The organism is bacterium (assembly GCA_020444325.1).
In the GTDB taxonomy this organism is placed as follows: Bacteria; Bacteroidota; Ignavibacteria; order SZUA-365; family SZUA-365; genus BM516.
This window is the reverse complement of the sequence record JAHLLD010000003.1, coordinates 246,800-267,444: the sequence shown is the minus strand read 5'-3', so window position 1 is coordinate 267,444 and position 20,645 is coordinate 246,800. Positions and strand designations below refer to the sequence as shown.

16 protein-coding genes are annotated in these 20,645 nt (G+C 56.5%); 3 read left to right on the top strand and 13 right to left on the bottom strand.

What is annotated here, in order from left to right; translation table 11 throughout:
- Positions 1-173 precede the first annotated feature (173 nt).
- The 3 genes from KQI65_05855 to KQI65_05845 are packed head-to-tail and all read left to right on the top strand — an operon-like array spanning position 174 to position 3,375.
- Positions 174-1,472 (top strand): nodulation protein NfeD, encoded by a 1,299-nt coding sequence (locus KQI65_05855; protein MCB2204256.1) that lies wholly within the window; start codon positions 174-176, stop codon positions 1,470-1,472.
- A gap of 50 nt (positions 1,473-1,522) precedes the next feature.
- Complete coding sequence (locus KQI65_05850) at positions 1,523-2,281, top strand: slipin family protein (GenBank protein ID MCB2204255.1); 759 nt, start codon at positions 1,523-1,525, stop codon at positions 2,279-2,281.
- On the top strand, positions 2,278-3,375 hold the full coding sequence (locus KQI65_05845; protein MCB2204254.1) for a thermonuclease family protein: 1,098 nt from the start codon (positions 2,278-2,280) through the stop codon (positions 3,373-3,375). The genes KQI65_05850 and KQI65_05845 overlap by 4 nt, the downstream gene beginning before the upstream one ends.
- Here the strand turns inward: KQI65_05845 and KQI65_05840 are convergent.
- From KQI65_05840 to secA, 13 genes are all read right to left on the bottom strand, one after another.
- The gene (locus KQI65_05840) at positions 3,356-4,384 is read right to left on the bottom strand and encodes a YihY/virulence factor BrkB family protein (GenBank protein ID MCB2204253.1); all 1,029 of its coding nucleotides are present in this window, start codon (positions 4,382-4,384) and stop codon (positions 3,356-3,358) included. The genes KQI65_05845 and KQI65_05840 overlap by 20 nt on opposite strands.
- Positions 4,381-6,609, bottom strand: coding sequence for a phosphoribosylformylglycinamidine synthase subunit PurL (gene purL, locus KQI65_05835; GenBank protein ID MCB2204252.1), 2,229 nt, complete (start codon positions 6,607-6,609; stop codon positions 4,381-4,383). The genes KQI65_05840 and purL overlap by 4 nt, the downstream gene beginning before the upstream one ends.
- Before the next feature lie 186 nt (positions 6,610-6,795).
- Positions 6,796-8,130 carry a hypothetical protein gene (locus KQI65_05830; protein ID MCB2204251.1) on the bottom strand — a complete coding sequence of 445 codons (1,335 nt, stop codon included), beginning with the start codon at positions 8,128-8,130 and terminating at the stop codon, positions 6,796-6,798.
- A 10-nt stretch (positions 8,131-8,140) separates the two neighbouring features.
- A complete protein-coding gene (locus KQI65_05825; protein MCB2204250.1) occupies positions 8,141-9,415 on the bottom strand; it encodes an outer membrane protein transport protein in 1,275 nt (424 codons plus the stop codon).
- Positions 9,416-9,439: 24 nt separating this feature from the next.
- Positions 9,440-9,844, bottom strand: a complete 405-nt coding sequence (locus KQI65_05820) for a biotin/lipoyl-binding protein (GenBank protein ID MCB2204249.1) — start codon at positions 9,842-9,844, stop codon at positions 9,440-9,442.
- 95 nt (positions 9,845-9,939) lie between these two features.
- Positions 9,940-11,448 (bottom strand): acetyl-CoA carboxylase biotin carboxylase subunit, encoded by a 1,509-nt coding sequence (gene accC / locus KQI65_05815; protein ID MCB2204248.1) that lies wholly within the window; start codon positions 11,446-11,448, stop codon positions 9,940-9,942.
- Between the two features lie 94 nt (positions 11,449-11,542).
- A complete protein-coding gene (locus KQI65_05810; protein ID MCB2204247.1) occupies positions 11,543-14,005 on the bottom strand; it encodes an endonuclease MutS2 in 2,463 nt (820 codons plus the stop codon).
- A 93-nt stretch (positions 14,006-14,098) separates the two neighbouring features.
- Positions 14,099-14,512: a biopolymer transporter ExbD gene (locus KQI65_05805; GenBank protein MCB2204246.1), complete on the bottom strand. Its 414-nt coding sequence runs from the start codon at positions 14,510-14,512 to the stop codon at positions 14,099-14,101.
- Positions 14,513-14,525: 13 nt separating this feature from the next.
- Positions 14,526-15,035 carry a biopolymer transporter ExbD gene (locus tag KQI65_05800; GenBank protein ID MCB2204245.1) on the bottom strand — a complete coding sequence of 170 codons (510 nt, stop codon included), beginning with the start codon at positions 15,033-15,035 and terminating at the stop codon, positions 14,526-14,528.
- 38 nt (positions 15,036-15,073) lie between these two features.
- The gene (locus KQI65_05795; GenBank protein ID MCB2204244.1) at positions 15,074-15,772 is read right to left on the bottom strand and encodes a MotA/TolQ/ExbB proton channel family protein; all 699 of its coding nucleotides are present in this window, start codon (positions 15,770-15,772) and stop codon (positions 15,074-15,076) included.
- Positions 15,773-16,003: 231 nt separating this feature from the next.
- Entirely contained in the window at positions 16,004-16,744 is a 741-nt protein-coding gene (locus tag KQI65_05790) for a putative N-acetylmannosamine-6-phosphate 2-epimerase (protein MCB2204243.1), read from the bottom strand.
- 18 nt (positions 16,745-16,762) lie between these two features.
- Positions 16,763-17,488 carry a hypothetical protein gene (locus tag KQI65_05785; protein ID MCB2204242.1) on the bottom strand — a complete coding sequence of 242 codons (726 nt, stop codon included), beginning with the start codon at positions 17,486-17,488 and terminating at the stop codon, positions 16,763-16,765.
- Positions 17,489-17,557: 69 nt separating this feature from the next.
- A complete protein-coding gene (secA, locus tag KQI65_05780) occupies positions 17,558-20,620 on the bottom strand; it encodes a preprotein translocase subunit SecA (GenBank protein MCB2204241.1) in 3,063 nt (1,020 codons plus the stop codon).
- Positions 20,621-20,645: the final 25 nt, after the last annotated feature.

Here is a 20,645-nt window from a genome sequence, read left to right as displayed (position 1 = left end):
GCATTAATACAGGCCGATGCGTGGTCTCAATGCATCGCAGATATAATATATCCACAATGGGTGTGCCTCCGGCATGAAAGCGGGAGTGTTTTCCCCCGCCTGACCGGCACTTGCGTCTCAGAGAGGGTATCAGTAGTATCGCTATATACAGACATTTTCAGCGAGGGAACGTCATGCGCCCCATACTGCTCCTTCTCGTCCTTATGCTGCTCCCCGCGGCACTGCAAAGCCAGGAACACATCCTGCGGATCGAAATCAACGGCAGTATCAATCCTGCATCCGCGAAGTACGTGTGTGATGCCGTGCGCGATGCCGATGGTGAAGGATATCATGCCGTGCTGCTGCAGCTGAATACGCCAGGTGGACTCCTCAAAGCCACGCGGGATATGGTTTCCGCCTTTCTCTCCTCTCCCGTCCCCGTCATCGTGTACGTCGCTCCCGGCGGCGCACAGGCTGCCTCCGCGGGCGCGTTTATTACGATGGCGGGACATATCGCGGCCATGGCACCGGGGACGAATATCGGCGCCGCGCATCCCATCACAATGGGCGAGGGGCAAAATATTGCCGACTCCACAAACATTCCTCTCACAAAAGCCACGAATGACGCGGCAGCCTTTGCGCGTACCATAGCCGAAAAGCGGGGACGTAACGTCGCATGGGCAGAACGTGCGGTGCGTGGTTCCTCCTCCATCACCGAAACGGAGGCGCTGCGTGATTCCGTAATTGATATTATCGCGGAGAATGAAAGGGAGCTGCTGCGCAGTATTGACGGACGCAAAGTGCAGACCGCGTCGGGCGTGGTGACGCTGCGGACCGCCGACGCAGAGGTCGAATGGCGCGCCATGAACTTCCAGCAGGAAATCCTGGATATTCTGTCTGATCCGAACATCGCATATATTCTCCTGATGCTCGGCATGTACGGACTCTTCTTCGAGCTTTACAATCCCGGGGCGATTTTCCCGGGTGTTGTCGGCGGTATCTGTCTCATCCTGGCGTTCTATTCAATGAATACACTGCCGGTCAATTATGCAGGACTCGCGCTGATCATCTTCGGTGTCATCCTGTTTTTACTGGAAATAAAAATCGTCAGTCATGGATTGCTATCCGTCGGTGGAATTATCTCCCTTTTCTTCGGCTCTCTCATGCTTATCGAATCACCACCGGGTGTAGAATTCATGGAAGTCTCGCTCTCCGTAATCATTACGGTCACCGCCTGTACCGCGGCGTTTTTCCTCTTTGTCGTGGGCAAGGGAATCGCCATCATGCGTCGCAAGCCGACCACCGGAATTGAAGGACTGCTCAGTGAACTGGGTAAAACACGCGAAACCATCGATCCCGTCGGCAGCATCAGTGTGCACGGTGAAATATGGAAGGCACGCAGCCGCGGTGAACGCATTCCGTCAGACGCCACTGTGCGCGTCGTCGCCATAGAGAACCTGACGCTGGTCGTGGAGGAAATACCCGCGTCCTAGCGCAATTTGAACGCAAATCAATGCATTATCCATTTTATGCAGGAGCTGTCATGGATCCCGCAAGCAGTATTTTCGGCATTATCATTATCTTTGTCCTTCTTATTCTCGCCAGCGCGATTCGCGTTCTGCGCGAGTATGAGCGTGGTGTCATCTTCCGTCTCGGACGTCTCGTCGGGTCGAAGGGACCAGGACTCATCCTACTCATTCCCCTCGTAGACCGCATGGTCAAGGTCAGTCTTCGGACCATCGTGCTCGACGTACCTGCGCAGGACGTGATTACGCGTGACAACGTGTCGGTGAAGGTCAGCGCGGTCGTGTATTTCCGCGTCCTCGACTCGTCCAAGGCTATCGTGGAGGTGGAGAATTTCCTCTTCGCAACAAGCCAGCTCTCGCAGACAACACTGCGGAGCATTCTCGGACAGTCTGAGCTTGACGAACTGCTCGCCGAACGCGACAAGATCAACAAGCAGCTGCAGGAAATCATCGACATGCAGACCGAGCCCTGGGGCATCAAAGTCAGCCTCGTCGAGGTCAAGCACATCGATCTTCCGCAGGAGATGCAGCGCGCCATGGCCAAGCAGGCGGAGGCGGAACGCGAGCGACGCGCCAAAGTCATCGCCGCGGAAGGGGAGTTCCAGGCCTCGCAGAAACTGGCCGACGCAGCGAAAATTCTCAGTACCGACCCCGCCGCGCTGCAGTTGCGTTACCTGCAGACGCTGACCATCGTTGCCGCGGAGAACAACTCCACCACCCTCTTCCCCATTCCCATCGATCTTCTCAAACCATTCATGGAGAAATTGTCGAAGTGATCCATACATTCACCGTCCCTTCCAACCACGGCCGGCTGCACGTTTTCGCGGCCGCGTTTCTGATAATGTTTGTATTCATTTCCTGCGCTGCGGATCATGATGATCCGGCTGATCATGATGATCCGGCTGATCATGATGATCCGGCTGATACGCATTCCGCGATGCATAGCGCTTCGGAGACGGACGATGGGCACTTTGTTATCGGTGTCTACGGTCAGTTTCGCGTTGTCGATGGAGATACGTTTCGTATTGAAGGACTCAAGCGTGGCGTGCGATTCCTGTTCATCGACACGGAAGAAATTCCCCACGGCAACATGGCTGAAAAAGAGATTTCCGATCTGCGCGCGACCTGGCCTCAGCCGTATTACGACAGGCGCGGCGATAAGACGTTTCCCATCAAGATGTCCTCTCCCATGGGATGGGAATCCGCCGCATGGGCACGTGCGTGGTTTTCGGATGTGGACAGTATTCGCCTTGAGCGTGACAGCGACGACAATGTGTACGGGTATTTCGGAAGGTGGCTCGCCCTCGTATTCGCGAAGAAAGCCGGAAGGTGGCAGCTCTACAACCTCGCATGTGTGCGTGAAGGGCAGTCGCCGTACTACGGCAAGTATGGATTCAGCGAACGCTTCCATGACGATTTCGTACGAGCCCAGGAAGAAGCGCGTAAGGCGCAGCGCGGGATATGGAGTCCCTCTACCCAGCACTATCCCGATTACGACGAACGCATGCGCTGGTGGGATGCGCGCGGAAACGCCATCATGGATTATCTCTCGAAATACAGTGACGATGCGTCGCATTATTTCCTCGGACGCGATGGCGAATGGGAACGCCTCATGCTGCAAAACGGGAAAGATGTTGTGGTATTCGGCGCGGTAGACTGGATAGACGATGACAGCGAGGTTCGCAGTATTCGCCTTCCCCACAAGGAAGATCAGTCGCTCGAAGTACGTCTCCCCTCCACTCCTTCAGCGGAATGGGTTGAGCAGATGGAGCAGCAGTATGTTTATGTGAAAGGCAGGCTGAGTGGGACTGACGGACACATGTATCTCGAGGTGAGCGATCTGCTCGATATCAGTCGTCGTCCCCTCTGACATTACTGTCTGCAGGGTGAGTACGCGGGAATTCGAGATTGATGTTCTGGCTCTGTTCCACAACACCACGCAGATTATTCTGCGAGAACAGCTTCTTGAGTTCTCGCCGCTCTTCGTTCATTTCACCCACTTCCGCCGCGAGCAGGACGGTGATGCTTGAATAATACACCCATATCGCCGTGGCGACGATAATGGCGTAGGGACCGTATATCGAACCGAATTTCCAGAGATGCTCGAGGTAGTAGGCGAATACAAATTTCGCAACGCCCCAGAGCAGCGCAGCAATGCCGCTGCTGGTAAATACCAGTCGGAGGGGAAGGCGTTTGTCCGGGACCAGGGTGAATACAAGGAAAAAGAGCAGGAAGCTGAGCACAAAGGGAGACAGGATATTCAGTGCGTCGTTGAATATCCAGGAATTCAATTCCAGACCGAAAACATCATGCCCCAGTCCCTTGATCAAACTGATCGTATACAGGAATACGGTTACGATAATCAGCGCCATGCCTACAATGGAAAGCATGGCGAAATCTTTCAGTTTTGAGACCACGATGTTTTTCATGTCGCGGATGCTGAAAATACGGTTCAGCACGGTACGCAGGGCAGCAAACAATGCGCTCGAGGTCCATATCAGACCAATCGCACCAAGCACACCGGCCAGTTGTGAACCGCTGACAAAATCCTGTATCAGCTGAATCACGAGATCCCGCAGTTGCTCGCGCTGGTATGGAAAGAGTTCGAGTTTCTGCAGCCAGGTGTCAACCGTGGCAATAGCGGTATTGGTCTCGAGATAGAAACCCAGGACGTAGAAAATCAATAGTACGAGGGGGATGAAACAGAGCAGCGCATTGAAACTGATACCCGCGGCTGAGAGGAACAGGTGATTGTCCTCCAGCCGGTCGAAAATACGCAGGGTGTACATCCAGGCGTCTCTCACGCTGCGAAGGGACACGAAGTATCGCAGCCTTCGGAGATATCCCTGCCAGACCCGCTGAATGTACGTGTGTTTCACATGCTTTCGAGAATTCTGTCGAGTGTCTGTGTATGTGCCTGTTCGAGGTCCTCGACGCTGCAGTCGATATCGTCGTTGATACGCAGTCTGTCGCCACCGGTGCTGCCGATGACAGTGGCTCCTATCTGTGCCGCCGCTGCGGCCGCGAGAATGGCGTCAGAGTGATCCGGGTTGCAGCTGATGACGATGCGTGACTGTGACTCACCGAAGTACAGCGCATCGCGTCGAAGATCGCCGGCTTCTATCGTAACGGTTGCACCGATGGACTTCGTTCCGAGGAAGCAGCTTTCTGCCAGGGTGACTGCGAGTCCGCCGTCTGAAACGTCATGCGCACTGCGAATGTGTCCCGCGCGAATCTCGGCGAGAAGAACGTTCTGCAGCCGCTTCTCTTCCTCCAGATCAAGCGAAGGCGCATCACCGGCAACGATGCCATGTCGCTGCGCCAGATACTCACTGCCGCAAATTTCGTTGCGCGTCGTGCCAAGAAGGATGACGGCATCCCCTTCTGCCGTGAACACACTTCCGGTGATGTGATCGAGATCCTCGATCAGTCCGAGCATACCGATGACCGGTGTAGGATACACCGCACCGGTGGGATTCTCATTGTAGAAGCTGACATTGCCACCCGTCACCGGCGTGTCGAAAACGCGACAGGCCTCACCCATTCCCGCAATAGCCTCGGCGAACTGATAGTACACTTCCGGCTTGTACGGGTTTCCGAAGTTGAGGCAGTTCGTGATGGCCAGCGGCTGTGCGCCTGTACAGGCGACATTTCGTGCAGCTTCCGCTACCGCGATGGATCCGCCACGACGGGGATTCAGGTACACGTAGCGTCCGTTGCAGTCGGTTTTGACAGACAGCGCTTTTCTCGTGTCTTTCACACGAATCACCGCAGCGTCGCCTCCGGGTCCCGCCGCGGTATTCGTGCGTACGGAGGTGTCATACTGCTCGTAGGCCCATCGCTTGCTCGCGATATTCGGGGATGCGAGCAGTTCGAGGAGAACGGCGTTGCTGTCGGGAGGAATGGGTATGGATTCCATACGGAAGGCCTGCGTCGTATCGAGATACTCCGGCCTGCGCGTCTCACGCTGGTACACCGGGGCTCCGCCGCCGAGCACGAGACTGTGTGCAGGAACGACAGCCTTGGTCTCCCCACCGCGTGCAACGGTCACCATGCCGTCATCGGTGACTTCTCCGATGGTGACAGCGTGGAGATCCCATTTTGAAAAGATTTCGCGAACCCGTCCTTCATTCCCCTTCTTCACCACGACAAGCATGCGCTCCTGTGATTCGGAGAGAAGGATTTCATAGGCGCTCATGCCTTCCTCACGCACAGGGACAAGATCGAGGTCAATGTTCATGCCGCTCTCTCCTTTTGCCGACATTTCGCAGGAGGAGCAGGTGATGCCAGCGGCGCCCATGTCCTGAATGCCGACAATGAGATCTTCGCGGATAATTTCCAGCGTTGCTTCGAGCAGCAGTTTCTCGGTGAAGGGATCCCCGACCTGCACGCTGGGACGCTTGGACTCGCTGTCTTCGCTCAGGTCGACGGAAGCGAATGTGGCACCGTGAATGCCGTCGCGCCCGGTGCTCGACCCGACGATCATGACAGGATTGCCTGCACCTTCCGCAGTCGCCGAGGCGGTCTGATCGTGCTTGACGATGCCGACGGCCATGGCGTTCACGAGCGGATTGCCCTGATACGAACTGTCGAAGTAAATCTCTCCCGCCACCGTGGGGACGCCGAAGCAGTTGCCGTAATGACCGATTCCGCTGACCACGCCTTTGACCAGGTACTGGACACGGGGATTGGACGGATCACCGAAACGCAGGGAATCACAGGCAGCGATCGGACGCGCTCCCATCGTGAAGATGTCGCGGAGAATTCCGCCGACGCCTGTCGCCGCACCCTGAAACGGCTCAATCGCTGAAGGATGATTGTGGCTTTCGATTTTAAACGCGACCGCGAGTCCGTCACCGATGTCAACGAGTCCCGCATTCTCTTCCCCGGCTCCAACCAGCAGACGTCCCCCGCTGCGCGGCAGTGTCTTGATCTGCGCGATGGAATTCTTGTATGAGCAATGCTCACTCCACATCACACTGTACATGCCGAGTTCGGTATAGGTCGGTGTACGGCCAAGGTAATCGAGCACCATCTGGTATTCATCGTCGGTGAGACCGAGTTCCCTGGCGATATCGAGTGTGACCACGGGTTCTTGCTGCATGGAGAGGCTCCGGGAAGAGTAATGAGAAATGTCACGGGAGGGACATCAATGTGTCCAATACCAAAAATACGAAGCAGGGGCGACAATCCCTGAAAAAAATCCCGTCCCACGGAGTGTGGGACGGGATACACGAACAGGCTCAGATTATTCGTGTTGGCTGGTGCCTGCAGGGGCAGACACACAGAGTCAGCGGGAACCGAACAGCCATGGCATATCCGGCTGCTCGTATCGCATCTCTGGCGACCAATCCGAAGCCGCTTTCGGATGCAAGCCTGTCGGTGCAGGGAACCCGGGAAGGTCGTACAGCGGGATGTAACGAATGTTCGCGCCGAAGTCGCGATTCATTGCTTTGATGAATTCGTTGGCGACAATGGCGTTGCCGCGCGGCATCAGATGCAGTCCGTCAAGACTGAAGAGTCCGCCCGAAATATAGCTCGTGCCATAACTCTCACCGGCCACATTGTATCCGTTGTCCCGAAGATCGTTCAGCAGCTGATGAAGATCCACAAGTGTAAACCCGGATGCGGCTGCTTCGGCTTCGAGGATATCGTTGAACGCCTGTACGGCGTCCTGCGCAGTCTTCAGTTCAGCCGCATCGAGCACGAACATGGATGGCAGCGGCTGCTGTGGATTGGGACCGTACCCCTGTGCAATCATGGCCTGTGCGGTGAGAAGGACGTAATCCCCTTCCCCTACCGTTTTGACGGTGTTGTCTGCCGTGCGGTACCACAGGCTGATGGGATTTTCGGGGTCAGTCGGATTGGGCAGCGCACGCGGCACGGTCGTGAAGAACGGCGCCACGGTGGGATCAGGGACGTTCCCGATGAGGACTTTCGTATCAGGCAGATTGTTCTTGATCAGCGCAAATGCACTGCGCACGATGGTCTGGAACGCAGTGACGTCCGTGGGACCCGTTCCCGTGGGATTGCTGCCGCGCGTACCGCCGCTGGCGGCATAGCCGAGCACATCGTTGCTGCCGAGCCAGAACGTGAGTACAGTGGGATTGAGCTTGAAAGCCTGCTCGAGCAGCGACTCGCCCAGGTTCTCCTGGTCACGCATGATCAGGTAATAGAACGGATTGCCGCGTTGCTCGTAGCGCTGCTGCACACTGCTCTTGTCAATGGCATCGTACATGATCGCACCGGGAATACCCAGATTGTGATACGGTGCGAGCTGCATGAAATTCGACGGTGGAGCAAAGGTCGAATCATTTGATGTGATGATTGGCGAAGGAAGAATCTGGCGCAGCACCATGAGTGCACCGACGCCCGGATCATCGAACTGCGGCTGTATGAACGTCGGCGTGCCGAGCGCCTTCGCCAGCAGATTGGGATAGCTGTACTGCTGCGCGGAAGCGAACAGGGCGCCGGACTGGTAACCGGCGGTAAGACTGTTGCCGATCGCCACATAGACTTCAGGATTGATATCGCCGATTGATGGATCGGCTATGGGAGCGTCCTCCGAGCACGCGAACATGAGCAATGCGGCGAGGAGAACAGGCAGAAAGGTTTTGTTCTTCATGTGTTCCTCCTTAAAACGCATAACTGATGTTGAGAGCCAGGAGATCGCCGCTGCCCTGGTACTTGCCGTCAAGGTACACGCCTCCTGGATAGGAGGTCTCCTCCGTCACCCTGTCCATGAAGAACAGGTGCAGATAGGCAACGTCCAGTGTGATATATGGCAGCAGGTTCACGCCGACGCCGATATTGAGTCCATGCCTGTCGGAATCCGGAAGCAGGGGCTCCAGACTTTTATCGGGTACGGGATTACTGTCATACAGATACCCGCATCGCAGGGCGAGTCCGAGGGCCGGGAGACGATACTCCGCTCCGAGGCGGGCGATGAAGCTGTTCTCGTAATCTTTCGGAGAAGCGACATCCGCCTGCACGACATTCGGATTCGTCGTGGCATCGGTTGCGAAATCGATGGCGAGTTCATTGTAGCTTTCCCATCCGATGAACTGATAGTCGAATTCGACGTCAAAGTTTTCGGACGGCGACCAGGCAACACCTGCGAACCAGGTCTCGGGCAATGCGATGGCTGTCGTCACGTCACCTCCGGGAAACATCGAAGCGAGTCCGGCAGAAGGATGAAAATCGGCCGTGCCTTCGAAATCGACCTGTGTTTCCGCGCGGTAGGTAAAGCCGAAGGAAACGTCTTCGGTGGGACGCAACAGAACGCCGGCGTTGAAGCTGAACGCGACATTACCGGTACCATCGAGTTCGAGATCCATCACGGGATCGAAATTGGTGACCGCTCGCCGGAGCATGACGGAGGAAAAAACGATGTTGGCGCCGACACCGACCGACACCCAGTCGTTTATGGCGTAGCTGACCGTAGGCATGACATAGAAGGTCTGCAACTCGATTTCACGGGTAACAGCGCGTCCCACCCAGTCATCAGGCCATTCGGTTCCGAGTCCGTACGGCGTTGTTACACCGATACCCGCAGCAAGTCCCTTGAGCACGCCATCCGTCCATGTATGCGTCAGGTAGGCATTGGGCGGATAGAACATGTTGCTGTTCATTTCCCATTCCTGGTTGCTGTTCAGGTTGCTGGGACCGTAATACGTGTACGAGGGAGCGATGAGCGTGGCACCGATCATCAGGTTTGTGCCGCGAAGCTGCGAGAGTCCGGCGGGATTAAAGAAAATTGCGGATGGATCGTTGGCACGAGCTGCGAAGGCTCCTGCCTGGGCCATGGCGCGGGCGCCATGTTCATTGAGCTGGAAGCCTCCGGCTGATGCCAAAGAGGTACAGGCGATGCTGAAACTCAGCAACGCCGAAAACAGTACGAATCTGTTCACGGTATCCTCCGTTAGGTGTGCGAATCAGGAGATCTCTATAAGAATGGCATTCTTCTCGACTGCATCGGCCTCCTGAATTCGTATCGCCTTGACGATACCGGCCGTAGGTGCTTTGATTTCGTTCTCCATTTTCATGGCTTCAAGGAGAATCAATCCCTGTCCCGCTTCGATCAGCTCGCCTTCTGTGACGAGAATGCGGGTGATTTTTCCCGGCATGGGCGAACGTACGGTTGCGGACTGCAACTGTGCCGCCTTGTCGGACTGGTAGGCGCGCATGAGTGCTGCGCGTTCGTCTTCTATTTCAACACGAAGGGGACGTCCATTGACCATCACCTGGCAGTGACCGGTATCGGCATCCTCAACGCGGACACTCGTTTCATAACTGCGCTGCTGAAACCGCAGCAGCTTCCCTTCCGCCAGCGCATGCATTTCGACTTCGTACGGGGTGTCATTGACAATGTAGCCGCCGTCATCGCTTCGTTCGATGTGGTATTCGTTGTCACCGATACGTACTGTCCACTGACTCATAACATCCCTCCCGCGCGATGTTTGAGTGCCCAGGTGGAGCAGCGTTTTTTCGCTCCATTGCTGCCGTTGACCGGCATGGGCACGCGAACTTCCAGGGCTTCGATTGCAGCGATGGCTGCGGCAATCTCGACATCTTCATCGGGGAGCGCGAGCTTCTCAGGTTTGTAATGCTTCTGGACGAAATCGATCTGGAAATCGCCACTGATGAAGTTCGGGTGATCCATCACGAAACGACAGAATGGAATGGTGGTCTCCACTCCCTCGATGACAAATTCATCGAGCGCCCGGCGCATTTTCAGTATGGCGTCTTCCCTGTCCATTCCCCACACGACGAGCTTCGCAAACATGGGGTCGTAGTGAATCGATATCTCGCTGCCTGAAGTGACGCCGGAATCGTCACGGAACCCAAAGCCCTGGGAGGGACGATAGGTGGTGATAATGCCGGTATCGGGTAGAAAGTTATTCCGTACGTCTTCAGCGCACAGCCGGCACTCGATGGCATGCCCGCGGAAGCTGATATCCTTCTGCTCGAAGGGCAGCGGGTGTCCTTCCGCGACACGGATCTGGAGCTTGACGAGATCGAGCCCAGTCACCATCTCCGTGACGGGATGCTCAACCTGCAGGCGCGTGTTCATTTCGAGGAAATAGAAATTCCGGTCACTGTCTACCAGGAATTCAATCGTACCGGCATTGACATAGCCACAGGCCTGTGCAGCTTCCACTGCCGCCTGGCCCATCCGCTGACGCAAGTCCTCGTCCACAATGGCGGAGGGCGATTCCTCAACGACTTTCTGATGCCTGCGCTGTATCGAACATTCGCGTTCACCGAGGTGCACGGTATTCCCGTGCGCATCAGCGAGCACCTGGATTTCTATATGCCGTGGTTCGACGACGAACTTCTCGATGTAGACCCTGTCATCACCAAACGCTGCCCTCGCCTCGTTCTGTGCGGATTCGAGGGATTTGCGCAGGGTATCCGGCTGCTCGACTACGCGCATCCCCTTTCCGCCGCCGCCGGCAGCTGCCTTGAGAAGAATGGGATAGCCGACCTCAGCTGCGATGCGTTCCGCCTCATCGGGCGAAGTGACTGCGCTCTCCGTACCGGGAACGACCGGAACGCCGCGTTCGATCATCAGTTTTCGTGCCGAGGTCTTGTCGCCCATGGTTTCGATTGCCGAGGCATCGGGACCAATGAACAGAAGCCCTGCTTCGCGTACGGCACGCGCAAAGGGGGCGCGCTCCGACAGGAAGCCATAGCCGGGATGGATGGCGTCACAGCCTGTCTTTTTCGCCACCTCGATGATGGTGTCCTGCAGGAGATAGCTTTTGGCTGATTCGGCCGGACCAATACACCAGGCCTCATCGGCGATACGTACATGAAGTGCTGCGGCATCGGGTTCAGAGTACACGGCCACCGTGTGTATACCCATTTCACGGCATGCACGGATGATGCGTACTGCTATTTCTCCCCGATTCGCTACGAGGATGGAACGAATGGACTGAATCACGCTCTGTTGCGTATTTGTGGCAGGTTATTCCGCGCCCATAATACGGAATAGAGCCCCCAATTCCAAGAAGAGGCGCAGCGCCCGAAGCGCGCTAATCCTCGCGAAAATAGACCTTTGTCATCCCGGAACCGCCTTCATTCCACTCGCCAAGGGCAAATTCACGCACAAAATGCACATCCTTGAGGTAACTATGCACACGCTTGCGCAATGCGCCCGTTCCCTTGCCGTGAATGATGTCCACCCGCTTGAGTCCGCTCGACCATGCCTGCGTGAGAAAACGATCGACTTCGCGAATCGCATCGTCTCCGTACATCCCGCGCACATCCACTTCATTTCCGCTCACGGGTTCGGGAAGGTGCTGGGTGGTGGACACGGTTTCTTTCGGCTTCTGCTTCCGGAGAACGCGAACGCTGTCAACGTCAACCTGCATGCGGATGCTTCCGAACGCGACCGCCACTTTTCCCCCTGATGGTTCTTCAAGTACGACACCCTGGGTCGATGGCGTATCACGCATGGCCACCTGGTCTCCCTGCTGCAGCTGGGCGTCGCCGGTGTCTTCTCCGCGTGTTTCCTGCGGCCTGTTTTCCTCGACGGCCTTTTCGACCTGCTGCCTCTGTGCATGCATGCGATCACGCGCTTCACGGATGGCCTCTTTCGACGCCTGCTGCTCGCGGATGGAACGAATCGCTTCTTCGAGGACGGCATTGGATTGCTGAACGATGTTCTCCGCTTCCTCGAGGGCCTGGCGCTTGATCTGCCGCGCCTCCTGCTTGAGTCCCTTCTGCTTCGCTGTGTATTCCGCAAGCAGGGCCCGATACTGCTCCTCCTGCTGCTCGGCCTTGCGCAGGCGTATCCCGAGATCCTGCGACTGCCGTTCAACCTCCGCCAGCAGCTGTTCAAGTGCGTCCGATTGCGTCCCGAGTATCTCCCGCGCACGATCAATGATATTCCTCGCCATGCCATGCCGGCGCGTGATCTCAAACGCGTAGCTGCTTCCGGGGAGTCCCGCACGGAACACGTATGTGGGCTGCAGCGTGTGCAGATCGAATTCCATCGCGGCATTGCTCATTCCTTCCTGCGCATGCGCGAATGCCTTGAGCATGCCGTGATGCGTGGTGGAAATGACATGCGCCCTGGTGTGCGTCAAATGCTCGAGTATGGCAGCACCGAGCGCGCTGCCTTCCGCGGGATCCGTTCCGGTGCCGATTTCGTCGATGAGGACGAGGGCGTGGCGGTCAGCCAGCTCGACAATGCGCTTGAGGCGGCTGATATGCGAGCTGAAGGTGCTGAGGTCATTCTCGACGGATTGCTCATCCCCGATGTCTACATGAACACTCTTGTACACGGGGAATTCGCTGGTAGGATCACAGGGCACGGGAATGCCACTCTGTACCATAAGAGCGGAGAGTCCGACGGTTTTCATTGTGACGCTTTTCCCGCCCGCGTTCGGACCGGTAATGATAATCGTCGTTGCCTCATCGCCGAGTGTCAGATCGAGCGGCACAACGTCCTTACGCTGCCTGTGCAGAAGCAGCTGCGGATGCCGCGCGTGATGCAGGACGAGAGGACCCTCCAGTTTCACGACGGGAGATGACGCAAGATGCTCGCGTCCATACCGTGCGCGGGCGTAGAGGCTGTCGAACTCCGCAATCATGCCGATACTGCGGAGCAGCGCTTCCACCGCAGATCGCAGTCGTCCCGTGAGTTCGGTGAGAATGGCGTTGACTTCACGGATCTCGGCGAACTGCAGGTCGCGAATCTCGTTGTTGAGATCCAGGGTTTCGGTCGGTTCGATGTATACCGTCTGTCCGGTTGCCGAGGTCGAGTGAATGAAACCTTCGATCTGGCGCTTGTACTCGACTTTGACCGGCAGCACCAGGCGTCCGTCTCGCATGGTGACCAGTTCCTCCATGACAATTTCATCTTCGGAAACCCGCTTGAGAATATTCTCCATGCGCCGGCGCAGCTGGCCGGATTTTTCAATGATTTCCCGGCGTATGGCGCGCAATTCCTTGCTCGCTCCGTCTTTGACGCCTCCCTCCTCGTCAACCACGCGGTCGATGTGGTATTCCAGCATCTTGTCTTCATGCAGTTCCTCTGCCATGTTGGCGAGCATGCCGCAGCGCTCTCTGCGCTTGAGGAAGAACGTCCTGAGCTTGCGCGACGTGATCAGGGTGCGAAGAATGTCTCGGAAGTCTTCCGCTGCGACCATACTGCCGGCTTTTGCCGCGCGGTGCAACGCGGGACGCGTATCCTCGAGTCCTTCAATCGGCGGGGAATCCTCACCGTCGATAAGCCCCCGCATCTCGTCGACACGATTCAGTTCATCGCGTACCAGGGCAAAGACATCAGATGGCGCGAGCGCATGCACGCGTTCCTTTCCGTAGCCGGTGATGCAATAGCCGGCTACGTGATTGATGATACGCGGGAAGTCCAGCGTTCGCGCTGCATCCTGATATGGATCCGCGGGAAGCTGACCGGACTCCTCAGACATGGGGTTCACATCGGCGTCCTGCGCCGTATCATGGTCCCCCGGTACTGCTGTTTCGTTCAATCCTGTACCTCCAGGTTCACAGGGAAAGTCATGTATAAAGAAAAAGGCAAACGCCGGAAGACGTCTGCCCTTTTCCGCGTTCGGTACGGCGGGTCAGAGTTTGACCAGCGCCGAATAGTTGATACGTAAAGCGTCTGCGCGGCGCAGTTCCTGCTGCACATCGCTGACAATACCCATGCGCGAGCCCTTGTCGATGCGAAGGGACATGATCACGTTGGGATTGTTCATGCGTTTCTGATATGCAATGTTGCTGATCGAGCTGACAGGCACGATGCTGTCATCGATCTGAATGCGCTCGTCGTTGCCGATCCAGATGTAGGACAGCAGGCGCTTGTTGTCAATTTTCTCGACCGAGATGGCTTCCGGCAGCGAGTACTGCACCTGGATGTCGACTTCACGCAACACGGTCGAAACCATGAAGAAAATCAGCAGCATGAAGATGATATCCGGCAGTGACGATGTGGGAATGCCCTGGTCAGAGGTTGAGATTTTTTTCTGAAATTTCATGGTGCGTTACTCCTTACCCTTCCGCCTGGGTCGGCTCTGCAAGGGAGATACGCTGGGGTATGGCCTTGCGGATTTCCTGAATCTGTTCTTCGTTGAGCTCGTCGAGGGGCTTGCCGAATTTCTCACGGCTGTATTCCTCACGGAGATCGGTGTATGCCAGTTTCAGCTGATCCATGACGTCGATATAAATCTTGTAGGGTGTATCGCGCACTGTTTTGTAGGAAATGATGAGCTTGGGATTCGCCTTGATGCGGGAAATCATTTCCGCCCTGATCTGCGGCACGCCGATGATCTTCTCATTGAGAAGCACATCGCCGACCTCATTGACCAGGAGGTTTGCAATGTTGTCCGACTTGACGGCAACCTGCTCAGCATTTTCGACCCAGGGCGGAAGAACGAGATCAATACCGGTGTCCACGTCGATCGTCGTGGTCACCAGGAAGAACAGCAGCAGCAGAAAGGAGATATCCGCCATGCCACTCGAGCTGATCTCCGCGCCCGGTCTCTTTTTCTTACGAAACATGGGTGACTCCTAGTGATGATTGGATACGGAAGAGATGGTTAGTTGGCGACCTTCTTTCCACGTTCCAGCATGACAAGTGAGTCCACGAGCTCGATGGAGCTCTCTTCCATGTCGACAACGAGCTTGTCGATACGGGAGATGAAGTAGTTATAGAACACCTGCAGAATCATTGCAACGATCAGACCGAACAGCGTGGTGAGCAGTGCGACGGAAATACCGCTTGCGACGATTTCCGGGGAGATGTTCTTTGCGGCTGCGATACTGTCGAATGCCTGGATCATACCTGCGACCGTACCGGCGAAACCGAGCAGCGGTGCGATGGAGATGAACGTCGAGATCCAGATCATTCCGCGCTCGAGGAAGGACATCTCGATGGAACCGTAGCTGATGATGGCCTTCTCTGCTGCATCGATACCTTCGTCGGCACGCATCAGACCGGCCTGGAAGACGCTGGCAACGGAACCGCTGCTGGTCGAACAGACTTCAATGGCCTTGTCGACGCCACCGTTATCGAGGGCTTTCTTGACTTCAACGATGAACTTCTTGGTGTTCACCGACGCGCGAGCGAGGGAAATAAACTTGAAGATCACGAAGGCGAGACCCAGCACCAGGCAGGCAAGGATCGGCCACATGAAACCGCCACCCTGGTTGAATTTCTCAACGAGGAAGTTGACGATGCCCGAGTTGTCCCCGGCTTCCTGAAGGAGCAGTAAAAAGGTTCCAAGAACATGCTGCATTTTAATATGCCTCCATTATAGAGATTAGTGGTTGTTCACGTCGTAGCTCTGTTGGTACCTGAACGGCTGGGCCGCTGCCCCTGCTGTCCGGTAAGAGTGGTTGACCGGCTTCCCGGTCGGTCGCATAAGCACTAAAATACGCCTCCCTGCACCGAAACTCAAGGAAGCATAGGTTCTAAAGTACAACAAAACGATGAGAATATTGCGAGAAATATCCGTCCCCTTTTCTCCTTAATGCGGACGCTGCAGCGCGGGGGGAATCGGTCCCTGCAGGGAATCGACATACATGCGCGTGATGAGCTGGGGACGGGTGATGGCGGAGCCAACGACCACGGCATGGGCTCCCAGTGCGGTGCAATGCCGGGCATCTTCGGGTGTCCAGATACGACCCTCGGCAATGACCGGTGTGGTAAGAGCGGATGCCAGTTCGCGGATGAGGACGAAATCGGGTGTACGATAATCCTGCACAGCGGTGCCCGCAGTATAGCCTGCCAGCGTCGTCGCGACGATATCCGCACCCATTTCGGCAGCGCGTACGCCCTCGCGGAAAGTCGCGACATCGGCCCAGAGCGGGGCTTTGAAGCGCTTCCGCGCCTGTTCGAAGAAGATAAATCCGTCGATGTCTCCGGGACGCTTCCGCTTTGTCGCGTCGATGGCCACGATATCAGCGCCGGCGGACAGCAGACTGTCGATATCGTCGAGTGTGGGCGTGATCAGCGCGGACCCGTCAGCATAGCTTCCTTCGATGAAGCCGATAAGTGGCAGTTTCGTGAGCTCACGAACTGTACGCATGCGCTCGACACCTTCGATACGCAGCCCGGCAGCCCCGCCCTCGACGGCCGCATGCACGAAATACCGTAGCGCATCGAGTCCGAGCTTCTCCCCTGCCTCTTCTTCGACATGGCAGGAAACAATGAGTCCGTCATTGAATGCGGAGAGAATTGCGTCAGGAGTCATGCGGGCATCGGCCATGGGGTATCCGGGTATTGGTCAGGGGAAAATCGTCATTATTATCAGGCCGCAGACCGTGAGCAACGCGGCGAGCAGAAGGTAACAGATCATAGTGTACAGCAATCCGCGTCCGTACGCGACACCATGCACTTTCAGGGAAAGCGGCAGCAGCAGCATACTCCAGATCATTGCGATGCCCTGGAGCCCGAACAGCAACCAGAAAGGAACAGGCTGCATGCTCCATGCCGGAGGATTGACGGAAAACAGCGTCAATCCGAAAATCCCGAGCTGCAGAGGGACCAGCAGAACCGACGCCCACATCAATGGCGACATACTGTAGGCCAGGTAACCGGCAGTCAATCGATACCCGAGACGGACGCCGAACATCGGCTGGAGGCGCATGAGCAGCAATGCGAGAAGCGGGAAAAGCAACAGACCGGCAACGGGGCCACCACCCGCGATCCCGAGCAGGAGATAGCTGAATGCCACTCCCCTGTCTCCGAGCTGCAGCACGGAGAACAGCACGGTGATACAGAGCGGACCGGTGAACGCGAACAGCAGATGCACGTAGTTTTTCTGCTCACTGCGTGCAAAGCGGAGCAGCGTGGACGAAGGACGCTCAATCATTCCCCAGAGGGAGGAAAAAAGGTCCATCGCAGGCACGCGGTCGCGGATATACGCTCCGCATTCCCGGCAGCGAAGATCCAGCGCGGAGTTTTCCGCCCCGCAGGATCTGCAGAGCATTACGTCACCGCGAATCGTCACGGTGTCACCTCCTGCTGCGTGATCAGGTATTCCTCTTGCGTGTTCTGGCGTACACGCGCACAGATATTCTTACTGTGCGCCGTGACAATGTTTGTATTTCTTTCCGCTGCCACAGGGACAGGGTTCGTTGCGTCCCGGCGTTTTCTCCACGCGGATGGGTTGACGCTTTCCGGCTGTCGCCTCCTGCGGCGCCTCGTGACCGGGCTGCGCCTCCTGGTTCGCATGGTATCCCATGCCTGCGCCCGATTGATGCTGCGTGACGAGCTGTGAAACGCTCGGTCCCTGCGGTCTGCGCTGCTGGATTTCTTCCTGCACAGGATACAGGCGGAAGACCATGCCGAGAACTTCACGGTTGATCATGCCGAGCATCTGGACGAAGAGGTCGAACGCCTCGCGTTTGTACTCGATCAGGGGATCTTTCTGACCATACGCTCGCATGTGAATGCCTTCCTTCAGATCGTCCATCTCGCGCAGATGTTCTTTCCAGCGAATGTCGATAACCTGAAGAAGCGACATGCGCATAAGCTGGCGCATGACGTCGCTTCCGAGGTCTTCTTCCTTGCGGCGCAGGAAATCCATTGCCGTGGTGACGATCTGCTCTTTGAGCTCGGATGCGCCTGAAATACTGATGCGTTCGCTGTCGAGTTCAAGATCGATGACCAGGTTGCGGCGCACTTCCTCACGGAGTCCGTCCATATCCCCTGCTCCCCAGTACTGCTCGGCGAGATCCTCTGCATACTGGTCGACCATATCGTAGATTTCGTCACGCAGGTTCTCGCCGATGAGTGCCTGGCGACGGCGGGAATAAATCACCGTACGCTGCTGATTCATGACATCGTCGTATTCGAGCAGACGCTTGCGGATGCCGAAGTTGTTTTCTTCGACTTTTCGCTGGGCACGCTCGACGGACTTTGTGATCATCGAGTGCTTGATGACCTCGCCTTCTTCGACACCGAGCCGTGTCATCACCGAAGCGATACGGTCGGATTTGAAAAGACGCATCAGGTCATCTTCCAGCGAAAGGTAGAATCGCGACACACCGGGGTCACCCTGTCGTCCCGCGCGTCCACGGAGCTGACGGTCAATGCGCCGTGCCTCGTGGCGTTCGGTACCGATGATCACCAGTCCCCCGGCTTCCTTCACACCCGGACCCAGCTTGATATCCGTACCGCGTCCCGCCATGTTCGTGGCGATGGTCACGGCGCCGGGCAGACCGGCGTTGGCGACGACTTCCGCCTCACGCTGATGCTGCTTGGCGTTCAGTACGTTGTGGGGTACCCCACGTCGCTTGAGCATGCGCGACAGGGTTTCGGATACTTCGACACTGGTGGTACCGACGAGCGTGGGCTGACGGTTTTCCCGGTTTTCCTCGATGTAATCGATGACCGCGTTGTATTTCTCGCGCTTGGTCTTGTAGATGTGATCTTCCTGGTCGTCGCGCACGATGGGACGATTGGTGGGGATCACGACCACGTCGAGCTTGTAGATTTCATAAAACTCCCCTGCCTCGGTTTCCGCGGTACCGGTCATGCCGGCGAGCTTGTTGTAGAGACGGAAATAGTTCTGCAGGGTGATTGTCGCCAGTGTCTGCGTATCGCCTTCGACCTTGACGTTTTCCTTCGCCTCGATGGCCTGGTGCAGTCCCTCGGAATACCGCCGTCCCGGCAGGATACGCCCGGTAAAGGTATCGACGATCATGATCTTGCCGTCCTGCACGACGTATTCCACATCCTTCTCATACAGGCAGTAGGCCTTGAGCAGCTGATGCACGGTGTGAATGCGATCGCTGCGCTCAGCATAGATCTGCTGCAGTTTGTCTTTTTCCTTCTGCAGTTCCTTCGGGTCGAGTCCCTGTCCCTCGAGCGCGCTCAGTTCGGCAGCGATGTCGGGAAGAACGAAGAAGTCGGTTTCATCCTTCGAAGGCGCGAGGAATTCGCGACCCTTGTCCGTCAGATCCACCACGTATGTCTTCTCATCAATGGCGAAATACAGCTCATCGATGATTTCCGGCATGCGCCTGGCGTTGTCAGCGCGATAGGTGTTTTCCGTGCGCTGCATCAGCGTTTCGTTTTCCGGATTACTGAGCAGTTTGAGCAGACGCTTGTTCTTCGGGAGTCCCCTCTGCGCGCGGTAAATCAGCACACCGGCTTCCTCGGGCTTGCCATCTTTGAGCAGGCGCTCGGCTTCAGCAATGATTTTGGCCACGAAGGCGTTCTGTGCGTTGACCAGGCGGTCGACACGGGGTTTCATCTCGTCGAACTTGTGATCGGTTTCGCCTACGGGACCACTGATGATCAGCGGCGTACGCGCTTCATCAATGAGCACGGAGTCGACCTCATCAACGATGGTGTAGTTGTGGGGACGCTGCACCATTTCGATGGGATCGATGACCATGTTGTCGCGCAGGTAATCGAAACCGAACTCGTTGTTGGTGCCGTAGGTGATGTCCTGATTGTACAGAACGCGACGCTCCTGGGGACCGAGGTGATTCTGGATGCAGCCGATGGTGAGTCCGTGAAATTCGAACACGGGCGCCATCCACTCGCTGTCGCGTCGGGCCAGGTAATCGTTCACCGTGACCACGTGCACGCCTTTCCCCGGCAAGGCATTGAGGAAAATCGGCAGTGTAGCGACCAGGGTCTTTCCTTCACCCGTGGCCATCTCTGCGATGTTCCCGTTGTGAAGGACGATACCGCCGATGAGCTGCACGTCGAATGGAATCATGTTCCATGTCATCTTGCCGTCGACCACGTCGTATTCGTGTCCGACAAGGCGCCGGCAGGTATCTTTCACCACCGCGTAGGCTTCGGGAAGAATCTCGTCGAGGACGTCTTCAATGGTGTCCTTGAGATCCTCACGCAGCTGCTTGAGGCTCTCGTGGAGGGCATCCCTGTCGCTCTCGCCGACGTCATCCTTCAGCTTCTGCTGCGTCTCTTCAATTTCCTGCTCTATTTCAGCCGTTGCTTCCTTGATACGGTCTTTGAACCCCTGCGATTTTGCACGGAGCTCATCGTCCGTCAACGATTCCAGTGTCGCATAAATTTCATTGATTTCCTCGACGATCGGATACAGCGTTTTCAAATCGCGATCATGCCTGTTGCCGCCGAAGAATTTGGATACGAAGTTCAGCATGCTTCCTCTTGTAAATTCGTAGTGT

Coding starts and splice junctions, on each gene's coding strand:
- KQI65_05795 (MCB2204244.1), bottom strand. CDS start 15,772: ATGCAGCATGTTCTTGGAACCTTTTTACTGCTCCTTCAGGAAGCCGGG.
- KQI65_05790 (MCB2204243.1), bottom strand. CDS start 16,744: ATGGCCGATGCCCGCATGACTCCTGACGCAATTCTCTCCGCATTCAAT.
- KQI65_05800 (MCB2204245.1), bottom strand. CDS start 15,035: ATGTTTCGTAAGAAAAAGAGACCGGGCGCGGAGATCAGCTCGAGTGGC.
- KQI65_05820 (MCB2204249.1), bottom strand. CDS start 9,844: ATGCATGCGCTGGCGGAAGGGAAGCTGCTGCGGTTTCAGCAGCGCAGT.
- KQI65_05830 (MCB2204251.1), bottom strand. CDS start 8,130: ATGAAGAACAAAACCTTTCTGCCTGTTCTCCTCGCCGCATTGCTCATG.
- KQI65_05850 (MCB2204255.1), top strand. CDS start 1,523: ATGGATCCCGCAAGCAGTATTTTCGGCATTATCATTATCTTTGTCCTT.
- purL (MCB2204252.1), bottom strand. CDS start 6,609: ATGCAGCAAGAACCCGTGGTCACACTCGATATCGCCAGGGAACTCGGT.
- KQI65_05855 (MCB2204256.1), top strand. CDS start 174: ATGCGCCCCATACTGCTCCTTCTCGTCCTTATGCTGCTCCCCGCGGCA.
- secA (MCB2204241.1), bottom strand. CDS start 20,620: ATGCTGAACTTCGTATCCAAATTCTTCGGCGGCAACAGGCATGATCGC.
- KQI65_05805 (MCB2204246.1), bottom strand. CDS start 14,512: ATGAAATTTCAGAAAAAAATCTCAACCTCTGACCAGGGCATTCCCACA.